Here is a 13,479-nt window from a genome sequence, read left to right as displayed (position 1 = left end):
ATCAATGCACTGATACCTTAACGCACTTTAAAAAGACTTACCCCACATAAAGTGGCGTAAGTCTTTTTTTTAAACTAATAAATCTGATTAACCTGATTAACCTGATTAACCTGATTAACTGATAGAACACATTCTTCATCAGACTCAAAATTGCCAGTACAATGTCAGACTACTTATATTGAGATACCAAGCCATGTCGACCTCCCCTATTCTTGATAGCAAAAACCAATCTGTTGCCGTTGGCGACATTGTCCGCATCATTACTCTAAATCCGAAATTTATTAAAAGCTTCCCGGAGGACGAAAGAATTCTGATCGAATCAATGATCGGTCAATTTTTCAAGGTTGTGGATTTGGATGAAGATGGCTACCCGTGCGTTATTCGGGAGTGGCATGATGAGCGAGGCCAATTACAAACCCACGTGATTGGCTTAGACTCTGAAGAGATGGAAAAAATTTAAGAACGTGGCGCCGACCTGAATACGCTATGCTGAGTGCAAATGTCGGCGCCAGTTAAAGAGATTAATTACCAATGTAATTAAATAATGATAGTCCAGATATTTTCACAAATGACTGTTGCGCTGCTTGCAAGGTTGTTTGTTGCTGGTTCAAAGAAGTAATTGCCTTCGCATAGTCCAAATCTTGAATCGCCGACAACGATTGTGCATAGGCTATCTTAGTCGACGCCCCAACGTTATTGAGACTATCTACCTCTTGAAGGCTGGAACCAACTTGAGCCGTGACACTAAGTACATTTCCTAAAGATGCATCAATATTATTATTTGCCTGAGTCAACGCAGCTGTTAACGTTTTTCTCGCCGCAGAATTGCCGGTAGGAGTATTCAAGGCATTAATAGCATCCGTCAACGTCTCAAAAATATTCTGATTGCCTGGCTGTATCGTAAACTTATCTCCAGGCGCTGGTGTCGTGGATGGCGGACCTCCGGTGACAACCGCATTGATACCATCAAATTTAACACCCTGTCCGCTGACATACGGTGCTGGCTGGGGAATAGGCAAACCAGTCGCAGCATTAGTCAACGCAACGGAACCACCAGTTGTTGTATTGATCACACTGAAATTTGCACCAGTGTTATCAAAAGTAATCGTGTAGTTATTGCCGGTCAGACTAGCCGCCGTCGCGGGATCAATTGTCGCGGTTGCAGTTGCCGTACCTGTGTTAGATGGGTCAGGTAAAACGCTAAACTGATTTGCAGAAGTACGAATATTCCCGAAAATTTGTTCACCAGGCGCACTCAATGGCAACTGCCGAGCAGTATCGACCTGCAAAGATCGCTGTCCCTGATCGCCGTTATAACTAGCGCCACCGACAGTTTGAGTATAAGGTGCAGTCGTTGTAGAAAAGCCCGAGAACAAATAATTTCCGGTACCATCCGTTGCGTTCGCAAGACTCAATAGGGATGCCAGATTGGATTTTAAAGTATTTGCAATCGCAACCCGATCACTATCAGCTAAACCGCCGTTGCCAGCGCTAATGATCAACGTTTTTGAGCTAGTGAGAAGGTTGGCCACGTTATTCAAAACGCCAGAAGTAACCCCTAGGTTATCCTGCAAATCTTGACGATTAATATTGTATTGGTCATTGATAGCAGCCGCTTGGGTGATCACCAAAGCACGAGCTGACCCAATCGGGTCGTCTGCAGGCGTCAGAATTTTTCGACCAGAAGAGATTTGTTGCATCGTCTGATTCAAAGTGGACTGCAAATCACTAATTTGCGATCCACTATTCTGGAACACCATATTTGTACTAATACGCATGATTACCCCTATTGCCCAATTGCCAGCAATGTTGCGAACAATTGACCAGCAATTTGCATTAACTTACCAGCAGCTTGATATGACTGCTGATATTTTAATAAATTGGATGCCTCTTCATCGAGATTGACACCTGAAATAGATTGCTGCGTATCGGTGGCACTTTTTAAGATGCTCGTTTCGGATGCACTTGTTGCCTTCACTTCATTGGTCTTATTCCCGACCAGGCTGACGAACTGTGCAAAAGCGCCCTGTATAGTCGTAGTTCCGCCTGCCAGTCCATTTTGTGTTTGTATTTTTTGCATCAATAAGGCATTGCGATTGTCACCAGTACCCGTCGTATTTGGTCCTACATTAAACACATCTCCATTAGCAGGAGTACCAGACAAATTAAAAGTAACACCGTTGTAGCTATAGCTCGCACCTGCTATATATGGCACCGCTGTTCCGCCAGGATAGGTCGTCGAAGTAGCGCCGTTCGTCACTGTGACGTTCGCAGGAACTGGAAGCGTTGGAAAGCCAGATAACGTATTTGTGGCTGAATTGAACGTCAGTTTTGCAGTTGCCACTGGGATAGTAGAACCCAATTTAAAAGTATCGCCATTAGCAGGCGCCGTACCATTATCTTTAATTGAAAAACTCATTCCGTTAAAGCTAATCGTTGCTCCGCTTGTGTAGGGAATCGTCGTGGATAAAGGCGCAGTACTAGGGTAATTCGTCGTTACCCCACCTACTGTCACTGCAACATTTGCACCAGCAGGAAATCCAGAAATCGTGTTCGCTGGGGATGCAAAGGTAAGACTAACGACGCCAGCAAGACTGGAGCTATTATAGGACGCATCAACCGTCACCGGACCGATACTCCCATTAATTGAAGTGCTGCCAGAAGCTACAGGAGAATTGATAACGCCTGCCGTGATCGCACCGTTACCAGTGTTTGTTGAGGGAGCAGAAGTAGAAAAAGGTGTTGCCACAGCCAATTTATTGGGGTCAGAAATCGCGACAGAAATAGAAGCAGCAGCCGCTGCTGTTGGACGTATTAAAAACTGATCGCCACTCGCGGGAGCAGCACCAACCGGTGTGGATGATAACTGAAAACTAACACCATCGAAATTAATAGGCAAGTTAGCCACAGGCGTAGTCGTTGCTCCATCACTCAGACGCGTAACGCTATATTTCCCACCAGAAAATTGCAAACTATAGTCGCTCGTTGTTAATGCAGAGACGTTAGTTATCGTGGCGTTAATTTGCGCATTACCTGTATTAAAGCCACTCGCCGTTGATACGACTGAATTGATCGAAAATAAATTCGTCCCAGTTGCCCCATTCAAATCCTGGCCTAAAGCTTGTTGCTGGTTAATTGCACTCGCAATACTGACGGCTACCCTACCAATTGAATTTTGCGTTGCTGTCAACATATTGGCACGGAAATCCATCAATCCACCTAAAGTACCTCCTGGCAAGCCATTCTCAGCAATTTGTATAACTTTGCCTTTGACTTGATAAGCGACCTCATTGCGAGTTGGATCAGTGGGCGATTGCACTACTTGCAAGGCATTGGTTTGGTTACCCAAAACTAGTGGCTGACCATTACCAATGAATACGTTATATTGCGACCCCTCTCCAACGACACTGACCGAAGTGAGTTTGCTTAATTGGGTCACTAAATAATCACGTTGATCCAATAAATCATTGGGCAACGAGCTATTTGAAGTGGACTGAGCTTTCCCAATGGAGTCATTTAATTGCGCCAATTGAGTAGCGTAAGCATTGATGGTCGTCACCGTTGAAGCAATTTGACCATTGACGTCCGTACTTATTTGTGAAACCTGATTTTGCAAGCCATTGATCGTCCCAACCAGTGATTGCGCTGAAGATAAAGCAGCTTGTCTGGCCGCAGCACCAGCTGTGCCATTCGGGCTCGCGGCAAGATTTTGAATCGATGTAAAGAACTTCTGCAAGGTTGGAGTAAAACCTGCCGTAGGATCAGCGACGATATTATTCAGACCGGAAATCTGAGAAAGATAAGAATCAGCCTGCGCTTTAGATGTTGTCGCCGAATTAACTTGTTGAGCAATATATTGATCGTATTGACGCTGAACCTGATTGGCATTGACGCCCAAGCCAAGATAAACACCACCAATGAGTTGGGATGGTGCAGAGCTTTGAATTAACACCTCACGGCTATACCCCGGCGTAGACGCATTCGCAATATTTTGCCCTGTCGTAGCAATACCAAGTTGCGCGGCAGACAAAGCGGATTGCCCGAGGTTGAGAATATTTGCAGCCATAATTAAACCTATAAATTTACCAACCTATCAAAACGCCGAAACTGAGGTCACTGATAGGTTTTCGGTACAAAGCCAGAAAACTTTAATTTGTGCAGGCAGCCCGGAACATCGTTTAGGCTGAAAGGTTTTTCTTGATAATTTGACTTAATTTATTTGCATACTGAGGGTCGGTAGCATAACCGGCTTTTTGCATACCATAAGCAAAGCTAGTCGCATCTTTTGAATTGGCAATAACATTTTCATAACGTGGATTTTTTACCAACATATTGGCATAATCCTTGAAGGCATCCCCGTAAGAGTCGTAAGCCTTAAACTTTTCGACTCGACGCTGCGGAACGCCATTGACATACTCAGTAGTAACTGCGCTTACCGTTTTACCTTTCCAACTACTGTTAGCCTTCATACCGAAAACGTTATGACTTTCACTTCCATCGACCGTCTTAATTTGCTTTTTCCCCCAACCCGTTTCTAAAGCGGCTTGTCCCAGCATAAACTTGGCTGGAATTCCTGTTACTTTACTCGCCTCTTCTGCGTGCGCTTCTAATTTCTTCTGAAACTCATGAACACGATCGGAGCCAGAAAAATCATTTTTTGCAGCAGGTACAGGCTGTTGTTCAAACTTCAAATTATCGAGATAAGAATTGATCCCACGTGCGTTTCCAATGTTTCCCTGAGGTTCATCATTTGTCTTCAATGCCTGGCTTACGGCATTGTTTGTGAGCTGCTTAACTAGCATATCGGCAAGACCAATCCCACGACTCGACATATTTTGTGTCAATTGCTGATCAAGCATTGAAGTAAAAGTTCGTGTTTGTTCATTATCAAACGGACCATTTTGGCCGCCCGCCTGACGCATTGATTTCAACATCATATTCATGAACAACGCTTCGAACTGTTTTGCTGCAGCTTTGATGGCCTCAGGAGAATTATCCTTTACCGACATCTTTAAATTACCCAGACTTCGGCTGTCTATCGCCAGGCTTTTGTCAGATGAATCATTGATAGGAATCATGGCTCATCCTTAGATAATTTCCAACTCTGCGCGTAATGCTCCAGAAGCTTTCATCGCCTGAAGTATCGCCAACAAGTCTTGTGGCGTTGCGCCAATAGAATTGAGTGCCTTCACAACATCCGCTAGCGATGCACCAGCCTTCAATAACTGCAACTGACCAGCGTCTTTAGCAATCGTAATGGTAGAATTCGCAACTGGCGTAGTTTGACCACCTGCAAGGGCATTTGGCTGGCTTACAGAATTATCCGTATTAACCGTGACCGATAAGTTTCCGTGCGCAACGGCACATGCCTCCAACGTAACCGCTTGATTCATAACAATCGAACCTGTTCGCCCGTTCAAGATGACCTTGGCAACATTTTGTGCTGGCGTGACATCAATACTTTCCAACATTCCTAAAAACGTAACTCGTTGATCAGGATTAGCCGGAGCTTTAACCTGGATAGCACGTCCATCAATAGCTGCCGCAGTATCAGCACCGAAACGACGATTAATAGCGTCAACAACTCGACTTGCAGTCGAAAAATCAGATGCATTTAATTCAAGCTGAATAGTCGGCCCTTGTGCAATTGCATTTGGCACGGCACGCTCAACCGTTGCCCCGCCAGAAATACGACCAACATCAAGATGATTGACTTGCGCCTTGCTGCCATTTGCGGAAGCACCAACGCCGCTGACTAACACGTTACCTTGTGCCATCGCATAAATTTGACCATCAGCACCTTTGAGTGGTGTCATCAAAAGAGTACCGCCTCGCAAGCTTTTAGCATTTCCCATCGAGGAAACAGTAATATCCAGAGTTTGACCTGGCTGAGCAAAAGGTGGAAGCGATGTAGTCACCATTACTGCTGCCACATTCTTTAATTGCAAGCTCGTACCAGTGGGGATCACGACCCCCAATTGCTGTAACATGCTGATGATACTTTGCACTGTGAACGGTGTTTGCGTAGTTTGATCACCACTACCATCAAGACCAACCACAAGACCATAGCCTAATAATTGATTTTGCCGGACGCCCTGCACACCAGCGAGGTCCTTTATCCGTTCTGCACGGCACTCGGGAGCAAAACTCAGACCGAGAAGCAATTGGCAAAACAATACCAAGCTAATTACATGTGAGCGAAAAAACAATTTCATTTTAAAACCTATTCGTCTCTGTAATACAAATTACATTGGAAGGAAACTCAGGAAAAAGCGTGTCAACATTGAGTTTGCTTCAGCTTTGTCGACATGTGAAGTAGAACGATATTCAAGTCGCGCATCGGCCACCTGTGTCGATGGCACGGAATTGCCAGCCGCAATTGTCTGCGGGTTGACTATGCCGGAAAATCGTACAAATTCTGCGCCCTTATCAAATGCAAGTTGCTTTTCTCCGCTTACCAACAAATTACCATTAGCCAATACGTCAATGACTGTTACAGTGATCGTTCCCGAAAAATTATTCGATGAATTTTCAGCCCCTGCCTCGCCAAATTTATTACCCGTCGTGACTTTTAAGCCCCCCTGCGCTGCGGTTGTTCCAGGCAGACCAAAAATGGTCGGGGTCGCATAGGATATGGCCCCTGTTTTACTTCCTGAACTCGCAGATGTTTTTCCTGCCGATGTTTTTTCACTCAAGGCAATCGTCAACACATCACCGACCATGCGCGCCTTGACATCCTCATACAAAGGTCGATAAGTAGAAGTTTGAAAAATAGCTCCGTTAACCTCGCGCTGGGGCTTTGCAGTTTGCGGAGGCAAAGTCGTCGGTTGATGCACTATCGTTGGTGGCGTCACTGCGCAAGCCGACAACAATAAAGGCATTAGTCCAAATAAATAGATCGCTTTTTTCATCATTTCACCTATCCAGAAATCTACATTTGAGACAATTTCTGCAACATCTGATCCGATGTTGTAATTGCTTTACTATTCATTTCATACGCGCGTTGCGTTTGAATCATATTGACCAGCTCTTCTGCTACATTCACATTTGAAGTTTCTACATAATTTTGTTGAAGAGTTCCTGCGCCATTTGATCCCGGAGCGTTCGTCGCAGGAGCGCCTGACGCCGCAGTCTCGGCATATAGATTCCCACCCAAAGACTGAAGACCAGTTGAGTTGATAAACGTTGATAATTGCAAAGATCCGACCTGTACAGGCGCAACAGATCCTGGCTGGGTGACGGACACAGTACCATCAACCGCTACAGTAAGCGTTTGAGCATTTGCAGGGATAGTAATAGCTGGCTGAACAACATAGCCGCTTGCAGTAACCAATTGCCCTTGATTATCCGTTTGAAACGATCCATCGCGCGTGTATGCCGTAGTTCCATCTGGCATCAAGACCGAGAAAAAACCATCACCTTGAATCGCAATATCCTTAGCATTCCCGGTTTGCTGCAAATTACCCTGAGTAAAGAGACGCTCAGTAGCAACTGGACGCACACCCGTACCTAATTGCAAACCTGACGGCAATTGAGTTTGCTGCGAGCTTTGAGCTCCTGGTTGACGTATGGTTTGATATAACAAATCTTCAAATACCGCCCTCGAACCTTTAAAAGCGGTCGTACTCACGTTGGCCAGGTTGTTTGAAATAACGTCCATCTGCGTCTGCTGCGCGTCAAGGCCTGTTTTTGCAATCCATAATGAACGTATCATTTGTACTCTCCTGCGCGCCATCCGCGCTAATTTGGTCTAAAGCCATTATCAACGAAGATGCATTAACCCATAGTCAGGATCTGCGTCGCTTTTGTGGCGTTATTCTCGGCATCGGTAATCAATTTCATTTGCATTTCAAACTGACGCCCTAAATTTATCATCGTCACCATAGAATCGACTACACTCACATTACTGCTCTCAAGCATATCAGACGCCACCGATACAGCCGGATCGGCATCAGTTGTGCTTCCGTCTTTGGTCTTGAATAAACCATCATCACCGCGTACCAAATTTGATGCTGGAGGATTTGCCAATTTAAGGCGACCAATAACTTGGATTGAATTCGGTGACGAACCACTAGGAATACTCGATATAGTTCCGTCTTTTCCAATGCTAATCGGTGTACCCGGAGGTAAAGTGATCGGCCCGCCCTCACCCAATACATTCAAACCATTTTGGGTTTGCAATACGCCATTTTCATCCAGCTTCAAACTACCATTTCTGGTTAGCCCTTCTGAGCCATCTGGCTTTTCAACGACCAACCAACCAGCTCCTTGAAGAGCGACATCCAATGCACGACCGGTTGGCTGCAAAGGCCCGGGAGTAAAATTTGCACCCACGGTAGAATCAACCACGAATGTTCTGGTTGGTAATTCTCCACCAATGACAGGAATGGCACGAAATGAATCAAATTGCGCACGAAAACCAGTCGTGGTGGCGTTGGCCAGATTATTGGACGCTGTTGCTTGCTGCTCTAAAATATGACTCGCACCGGTCATCGCGGTGTAAACCAAGCGATCCATATCAATTCCTCTTTAATCTGGCGAAAAAAACCGCACATCAAATCCAATAACCTATTAGCGAAGATTGACCAGAGTTTGTAACACTTGATCTTCCGTTTTAATGGTTTGCGCGTTCGCTTGATAGTTCCTTTGCGCGGTGATCATTCTTACTAAGTCGCCGGTCAAATCAGTGTTCGAGTCCTCTGTAGCGGAAGATGTCAAGGTACCCAAGGCTCCTACCGCAGGCGATCCAACCAAGGCCTGACCAGAAGCTGCAGTCTCCCCCCATTGATTACCACCTAGTGATTGCAAGCCATTTGGGTCGGTAAAATTTGCCAAGACAACCTGCCCCAACACTTTTGTTTGTCCATTTGTATAGCTACCAACAATCGTGCCATCTTTGCCAGTATTAAAACTAGACAACTTACCTGAGGCAAAACCATCTTGCTTCATGGTGCTGACGCTGTAGGGTGAGCCGTACTGTGTCGAATTCGTTAAATCAAATTTAATCGCGAGAGGCGGCGCTGAATTAGTATTAATCGGCGATACAGCGATGGTCGGAACCGGCACCCCCATTTTAAACGCGTTAGGACTCGTCGCAGAGAAAGACGCTGACGACCAGGTACCAGCGACGCTGGTGTTATATACGCCCACCAAAGACCCCAAATTATTAAATCCAGCAGTAGCCAATGGGACCGGAACCACCGACGTCGAGGGCGCAATTGGTATTGTAATTTGACCACCATTACCGTTATCAAACAAACTACCATCCACTGTCGCGTACACTGTCCAGGCAGAAGCAGGTCTGGTCAAAGTCGGAGGTGTAAGTGCAGCTTGGGCTGGAATCGTTGCTGGATCAACTTTTACATAATAGGTCTGTACCACATGCGAATTACCCAAGCTATCGTAGACCGTCGTCGACGTTGAACTATTGTAAGTCGTCGCATTAGTCGGATCAAAGGCGGTTGGTGTAATCACTGGCGGTGTTGTTACTGGCAACACTGTCCCCGGAACGTTGAGAGTGGAATTAAAATTCATCACCGCGTTGATCGTGGAAGTCTGGTTTGGGGCTAAATCTGCGGTATTGATGTTGATAGGAACTGGGGATCCGGTCGAGAGAACGCCATTCGTATTTGCCGCATAGCCAGTCAATTGCGAACCTTGAGAATTGACGATATAACCGTTTTTATCCAATTGAAATTGACCGTTGCGTGAATACGTTACCGCACCATTCGTCGTCATCCGAAAAAAGCCATTTCCATTAATAGCAATATCCAAAGGATTACTCGTTGTCGATACGTTACCTTGCGTGAATTGCTGCTCCACTCCAGCTACGCGCACACCAATACCGATGGCATTCGCTGATGCACCATTTAACGAGTTAGCATACACATCAGAAAACTGCGCCTGTGAGCTTTTAAATCCGACGGTTCCGGCATTTGCAATATTATTACCAATAACGTCCAATTGCTGCGACGCCGCACTTAAGCCACTCAAACCTTGTTGAAAACCCATGATTACTCTCCTGCGGAACAATAAATGATCAAAACATCACCGCGTAAATTTAAAAACAATTAGAAAATCTGAACCACACTATTCATTGCCACAGAACCTAAATTAGCTAAGTTCAAGCTTACCCCCTGAGCTCCAGCTGAAACACTCGACACCATGCCAAATTCCAAATTAGTCGGCGTGACCGCCGAAGCCCCTGATGACGCCTTAACTGAGTAACTGTACTTACCTTCTGGTGCGACGCCACCCGCATCAGTAGAACCATCCCAGCTCAATGTTTGTACGCCTTGCGACATCTGACCCAAATTAATTGTTTTTACTACAGCACCGGCAGCATTGGTGATTGTTACAGTTCCGCCCGAAATATTTTGCGGCAAATTGAGGCCGTAAGCGCCTGCTGTTGTGCTCGCGCCAGCAGCATTCGTTGTCTTTGTCAATTCAATCGAATTTCCTGGCACCAATACACCATGACCAATCATATTTGCGGCTTGCAAACTCTGCCCCGCCTGAAAATTCGCATTCATCGCATTAATTGAAGCGTTAACTTGATTAATACCAGTAACTGTTGACAATTGCGCCAATTGACTAGTGACCTGCGCGTTATCCATTGGATTCAAAGGGTCTTGATTTTTCAACTGCGTGGTTAACAAAGTCATAAACTGATTTTGTGCCGTCTGAATCGAATTGGCCTGTGCTTTTGCACCATTCATGGTTGCCAGCAAGCTAGGATCAACCGTATTTGTCTGTATAGTCGACATCTCAAATCTCCTTTATGGGTCTCACTGACCCAAAGTAAGTGTCTTCAAAAGCATGGCCTTTGCTGAATTCATTGTTTCAATGTTGTCCTGGTAAGAGCGGGAGGCTGAAATCATGTTAACCATTTCTTCGACGACATTCACGTTAGGTGATGCAACGTAACCTTTTTCATCTGCAAGCGGATGAGACGGGTCATACATCAATTTAGGAGGCTTTGCATCTTCAACAACGTCCGTCACTTTAACGCCAGTAGACGCCGTTCCGTTCATAGGCACAGCCGCAAAAATGACCTGCTTTGACTTGTATGGTGTACCGTTGGTACTCGTTACGCTATCCGCATTGGCGAGGTTACTCGATACAGCGTTCAAACGCTGAGCTTGCGCACTCATCGCTGAACCAGCAACATTAAAAACATTAAATAGCGACATAACAATTACCCCTTATCATCCCCGATTACTCTTATGTAATTCCACTCAACCCTGAATAGCAGCAAGCATATTGCGTATTTGCATGTTAATCATCGTCAAGCCAGCCTCATATCGAACCGCGTTATCTGCAAATGCATTTCTCTCGACATCCATATCAACCGTATTGCCATCCACGTTCCCCTGCACCATATTGCGAAACTGAGGAGTAATACCATCCAAGGTCCTTGTCGAATCCAAATGCTGGTCTGATGTTTTGGCTAAGGCAGTTGCTGATTGATGCGCATTGACTTGCAATTTACTTTTGAGCACTTCATTGAAATCAATATCGCGAGCCTTGTAGTTCGGGGTGTCAGCATTCGCAATATTGGATGCAAGTAATTGCTGGCGTAACCCGCGAACTGATAAGGCTGTTTGTTGAAACTGCATCAAGTCATCTAGCTTGCTCACAACCCATCCCCCTCATCAGAAACTCAAATAATACTTTTCTCTTCTTTGCATGATAGGTGAGATGCCACCAATTCAAATCGACAATCAAAGGCAAGAAATACCCCTTATTTGTTAGATCGAGCGTCGTAACATTGACTAAACTGAGTGCGTTGGAATGCTGGTACTACTGAAAGTAACTATGAACCGTTTAGCAAAATTCATCATGGCCCTGATTGGCTTGCCATTATCGATTTCGCATCCAATGGCAGCAGAAATGACTGAGTCCAGACAAGATCACGATAGAATCAGGCAAATCGCTAGTGAATATTTGCAGCAACTATCGACTGCACAACCAGGAGTGGCTGACATCTCAGTCGGTCCTGTTGATAGTCGTCTGAATTTATCTGAATGCCAGGCTTTGGTTCCTTTTCTGCCGACTGGCAGCAAAGCTTGGGGAAAGACGACCGTTGGAGTCCGCTGCACTGCACCAAGCGCATGGACGATTTACCTCAGAGCAAATGTTCAAATTACCGCAGAATACTACGTGGCAGCACATTCCTTAACAAAAGGACAAGTTCTGGCGATTGACGATCTCAGCAAAATCAAGGGCGAAATTTCAAACTTACCCGTTGGGTTTATCAACAATCCCGACCAAGCGATAGGTAGAGCAATACAAATATCAGTATCTTCTGGCACCCTTTTGCGCCTCGACTCACTTAAAAATCCTGCCGTGATTCAACAAGGACAGTCCGTACGGGTCATTAGCAGAGGTAACGGTTTTGAGGTAACCACTGATGCACAAGCAATAACCAATGCATCAGAAGGACAAATAGCTAAAGCAAAAACCGCAAATGGTGTTACGCTGAGTGGGGTCGCGAAAGCAGGTGGAATCATTGAAATTAGTAATTGAACTCAGAAAATAAGTGGCTACGCCGCAATTTTTTCATCAACATAACTAAAGTTTAAAAATACCGAGCCGATAACCCGAATGTAGAAGTAGATAATTCCCACTATCGAGGGTATCGCTGTGAAAATTGATGACATACTAAATAAAACCGCTACGACGCCGGCATCCACCGGTCCGCAGCAGGCGCGCGCCGATGTTGCGCAAGAATCGACGGTAGCTACACCAGCCGCACCAAGTACGAATGTGCAGTTGTCGCCGCTATCATCACAATTACAAGCACTGCAAAGCACACAAGCTAGCAGCTCTGTATTTGCGACAAAAAAAGTCGAAGAAATTAAATTGGCCATTTCAGAAGGCCGTTTTCAGGTCAACTCTGAAAAGGTTGCCGATGGTCTTCTGGAGTCCGTGAAAGATTTAATCAACTCAAGAAAACGTTAAAAATGACACAAGCAAGCGCACAAGATATCGCTATCCAACAAAGCCTGACAGAAGAAACCGAAGCGATGAATGCACTTGCCGCACTACTCAAGAAAGAGCAGTTAGCGCTATCTAACGGCGATTTAAACACTCTCAATCAGACCACGGCAAACAAAAGTGATTTGTTACGTCACATTGTAGAACTTGAAAAAACACGAGGAATCCATCTCAGCGCTCTCGGTTTTGCCAATAAACCTGAAGGAATGCAGGATTATTTGAACAAATATCCTGACAACATCACGACGGCGCAACTTTGGAAAGATTTATTGAGCGTTTCAGAACAAGCCAAAGAAGACAATCGGACCAACGGCCTGTTAATTAATCGCCGGCTATCGCAAAACCAGGCTGCTTTAGGTGTACTCGGCCACGGCAATAGCGCAGGCGCGCTTTATGGGCCAACTGGGCAGGCATCGCTAGGCTCAGCAAACATCAAGGGCACAGCTCCCCGCTAAAACAAAAACAAGGCAACGATAAGAA

General features: G+C 45.4%; 15 protein-coding genes. 4 read left to right on the top strand and 11 right to left on the bottom strand.

What is annotated here, in order from left to right; translation table 11 throughout:
• Positions 1-193: 193 nt before the first annotated feature.
• Entirely contained in the window at positions 194-460 is a 267-nt protein-coding gene (locus ACO0KY_RS09035; RefSeq protein WP_423045400.1) for a hypothetical protein, read from the top strand.
• A 61-nt stretch (positions 461-521) separates the two neighbouring features.
• Here ACO0KY_RS09035 and flgL read toward each other — a convergent pair whose 3' ends face one another.
• From flgL to flgB, 11 genes are all read right to left on the bottom strand, one after another.
• On the bottom strand, positions 522-1,778 hold the full coding sequence (flgL, locus tag ACO0KY_RS09030; RefSeq protein ID WP_423045398.1) for a flagellar hook-associated protein FlgL: 1,257 nt from the start codon (positions 1,776-1,778) through the stop codon (positions 522-524).
• A gap of 8 nt (positions 1,779-1,786) precedes the next feature.
• Complete coding sequence (gene flgK, locus ACO0KY_RS09025; RefSeq protein WP_423045396.1) at positions 1,787-4,066, bottom strand: flagellar hook-associated protein FlgK; 2,280 nt, start codon at positions 4,064-4,066, stop codon at positions 1,787-1,789.
• Between the two features lie 112 nt (positions 4,067-4,178).
• Positions 4,179-5,078, bottom strand: a complete 900-nt coding sequence (gene flgJ / locus ACO0KY_RS09020) for a flagellar assembly peptidoglycan hydrolase FlgJ (protein ID WP_423045394.1) — start codon at positions 5,076-5,078, stop codon at positions 4,179-4,181.
• 9 nt (positions 5,079-5,087) lie between these two features.
• Positions 5,088-6,215, bottom strand: a complete 1,128-nt coding sequence (locus tag ACO0KY_RS09015) for a flagellar basal body P-ring protein FlgI (RefSeq protein WP_423045392.1) — start codon at positions 6,213-6,215, stop codon at positions 5,088-5,090.
• A gap of 30 nt (positions 6,216-6,245) precedes the next feature.
• Entirely contained in the window at positions 6,246-6,911 is a 666-nt protein-coding gene (locus tag ACO0KY_RS09010) for a flagellar basal body L-ring protein FlgH (protein ID WP_423045390.1), read from the bottom strand.
• A gap of 20 nt (positions 6,912-6,931) precedes the next feature.
• Positions 6,932-7,714, bottom strand: coding sequence for a flagellar basal-body rod protein FlgG (flgG, locus tag ACO0KY_RS09005; RefSeq protein ID WP_186910615.1), 783 nt, complete (start codon positions 7,712-7,714; stop codon positions 6,932-6,934).
• Between the two features lie 62 nt (positions 7,715-7,776).
• A complete protein-coding gene (flgF, locus tag ACO0KY_RS09000; protein WP_186910614.1) occupies positions 7,777-8,517 on the bottom strand; it encodes a flagellar basal-body rod protein FlgF in 741 nt (246 codons plus the stop codon).
• A 54-nt stretch (positions 8,518-8,571) separates the two neighbouring features.
• Positions 8,572-10,011, bottom strand: coding sequence for a flagellar hook protein FlgE (gene flgE / locus ACO0KY_RS08995; RefSeq protein ID WP_423045387.1), 1,440 nt, complete (start codon positions 10,009-10,011; stop codon positions 8,572-8,574).
• Between the two features lie 59 nt (positions 10,012-10,070).
• Positions 10,071-10,766 (bottom strand): flagellar hook assembly protein FlgD, encoded by a 696-nt coding sequence (locus ACO0KY_RS08990; protein ID WP_186910612.1) that lies wholly within the window; start codon positions 10,764-10,766, stop codon positions 10,071-10,073.
• Positions 10,767-10,787: 21 nt separating this feature from the next.
• A complete protein-coding gene (gene flgC / locus ACO0KY_RS08985; protein ID WP_423045385.1) occupies positions 10,788-11,192 on the bottom strand; it encodes a flagellar basal body rod protein FlgC in 405 nt (134 codons plus the stop codon).
• A 45-nt stretch (positions 11,193-11,237) separates the two neighbouring features.
• Positions 11,238-11,618: a flagellar basal body rod protein FlgB gene (gene flgB, locus ACO0KY_RS08980; protein ID WP_186910874.1), complete on the bottom strand. Its 381-nt coding sequence runs from the start codon at positions 11,616-11,618 to the stop codon at positions 11,238-11,240.
• Positions 11,619-11,817: 199 nt separating this feature from the next.
• Between flgB and flgA the strand changes: the two genes are divergently transcribed.
• The 3 genes from flgA to ACO0KY_RS08965 all read left to right on the top strand — a co-directional run bounded on the left by flgA (position 11,818) and on the right by ACO0KY_RS08965 (position 13,454).
• Positions 11,818-12,528: a flagellar basal body P-ring formation chaperone FlgA gene (gene flgA / locus ACO0KY_RS08975; RefSeq protein WP_423045383.1), complete on the top strand. Its 711-nt coding sequence runs from the start codon at positions 11,818-11,820 to the stop codon at positions 12,526-12,528.
• A 117-nt stretch (positions 12,529-12,645) separates the two neighbouring features.
• Complete coding sequence (gene flgM / locus ACO0KY_RS08970) at positions 12,646-12,963, top strand: flagellar biosynthesis anti-sigma factor FlgM (RefSeq protein WP_186910609.1); 318 nt, start codon at positions 12,646-12,648, stop codon at positions 12,961-12,963.
• A gap of 2 nt (positions 12,964-12,965) precedes the next feature.
• Positions 12,966-13,454 (top strand): flagella synthesis protein FlgN, encoded by a 489-nt coding sequence (locus ACO0KY_RS08965; RefSeq protein WP_423045381.1) that lies wholly within the window; start codon positions 12,966-12,968, stop codon positions 13,452-13,454.
• The last annotated feature ends 25 nt before the right edge of the window (positions 13,455-13,479 follow it).

Origin of the sequence: Undibacterium sp. Dicai25W, from assembly GCF_049340505.1 — a bacterium.
Classification (GTDB): Bacteria; Pseudomonadota; Gammaproteobacteria; order Burkholderiales; family Burkholderiaceae_D; genus Undibacterium; species Undibacterium jejuense.
Note: the sequence above shows the minus strand (reverse complement) of the source record. Positions and strands in the feature narration are given on the sequence as shown.

What these genes read in the sequence shown, in the direction of transcription:
- flgG (WP_186910615.1), bottom strand. Translation starts at nt 7,714, where the DNA reads ATGATACGTTCATTATGGATTGCAAAAACAGGCCTTGACGCGCAGCAG.
- flgJ (WP_423045394.1), bottom strand. Translation starts at nt 5,078, where the DNA reads ATGATTCCTATCAATGATTCATCTGACAAAAGCCTGGCGATAGACAGC.
- ACO0KY_RS09015 (WP_423045392.1), bottom strand. Translation starts at nt 6,215, where the DNA reads ATGAAATTGTTTTTTCGCTCACATGTAATTAGCTTGGTATTGTTTTGC.
- ACO0KY_RS08990 (WP_186910612.1), bottom strand. Translation starts at nt 10,766, where the DNA reads ATGTCGACTATACAGACAAATACGGTTGATCCTAGCTTGCTGGCAACC.
- flgA (WP_423045383.1), top strand. Translation starts at nt 11,818, where the DNA reads ATGAACCGTTTAGCAAAATTCATCATGGCCCTGATTGGCTTGCCATTA.
- flgC (WP_423045385.1), bottom strand. Translation starts at nt 11,192, where the DNA reads ATGTCGCTATTTAATGTTTTTAATGTTGCTGGTTCAGCGATGAGTGCG.
- flgB (WP_186910874.1), bottom strand. Translation starts at nt 11,618, where the DNA reads ATGCAGTTTCAACAAACAGCCTTATCAGTTCGCGGGTTACGCCAGCAA.
- flgL (WP_423045398.1), bottom strand. Translation starts at nt 1,778, where the DNA reads ATGCGTATTAGTACAAATATGGTGTTCCAGAATAGTGGATCGCAAATT.
- ACO0KY_RS09010 (WP_423045390.1), bottom strand. Translation starts at nt 6,911, where the DNA reads ATGAAAAAAGCGATCTATTTATTTGGACTAATGCCTTTATTGTTGTCG.
- flgK (WP_423045396.1), bottom strand. Translation starts at nt 4,066, where the DNA reads ATGGCTGCAAATATTCTCAACCTCGGGCAATCCGCTTTGTCTGCCGCG.
- flgF (WP_186910614.1), bottom strand. Translation starts at nt 8,517, where the DNA reads ATGGATCGCTTGGTTTACACCGCGATGACCGGTGCGAGTCATATTTTA.
- ACO0KY_RS09035 (WP_423045400.1), top strand. Translation starts at nt 194, where the DNA reads ATGTCGACCTCCCCTATTCTTGATAGCAAAAACCAATCTGTTGCCGTT.
- ACO0KY_RS08965 (WP_423045381.1), top strand. Translation starts at nt 12,966, where the DNA reads ATGACACAAGCAAGCGCACAAGATATCGCTATCCAACAAAGCCTGACA.
- flgE (WP_423045387.1), bottom strand. Translation starts at nt 10,011, where the DNA reads ATGGGTTTTCAACAAGGTTTGAGTGGCTTAAGTGCGGCGTCGCAGCAA.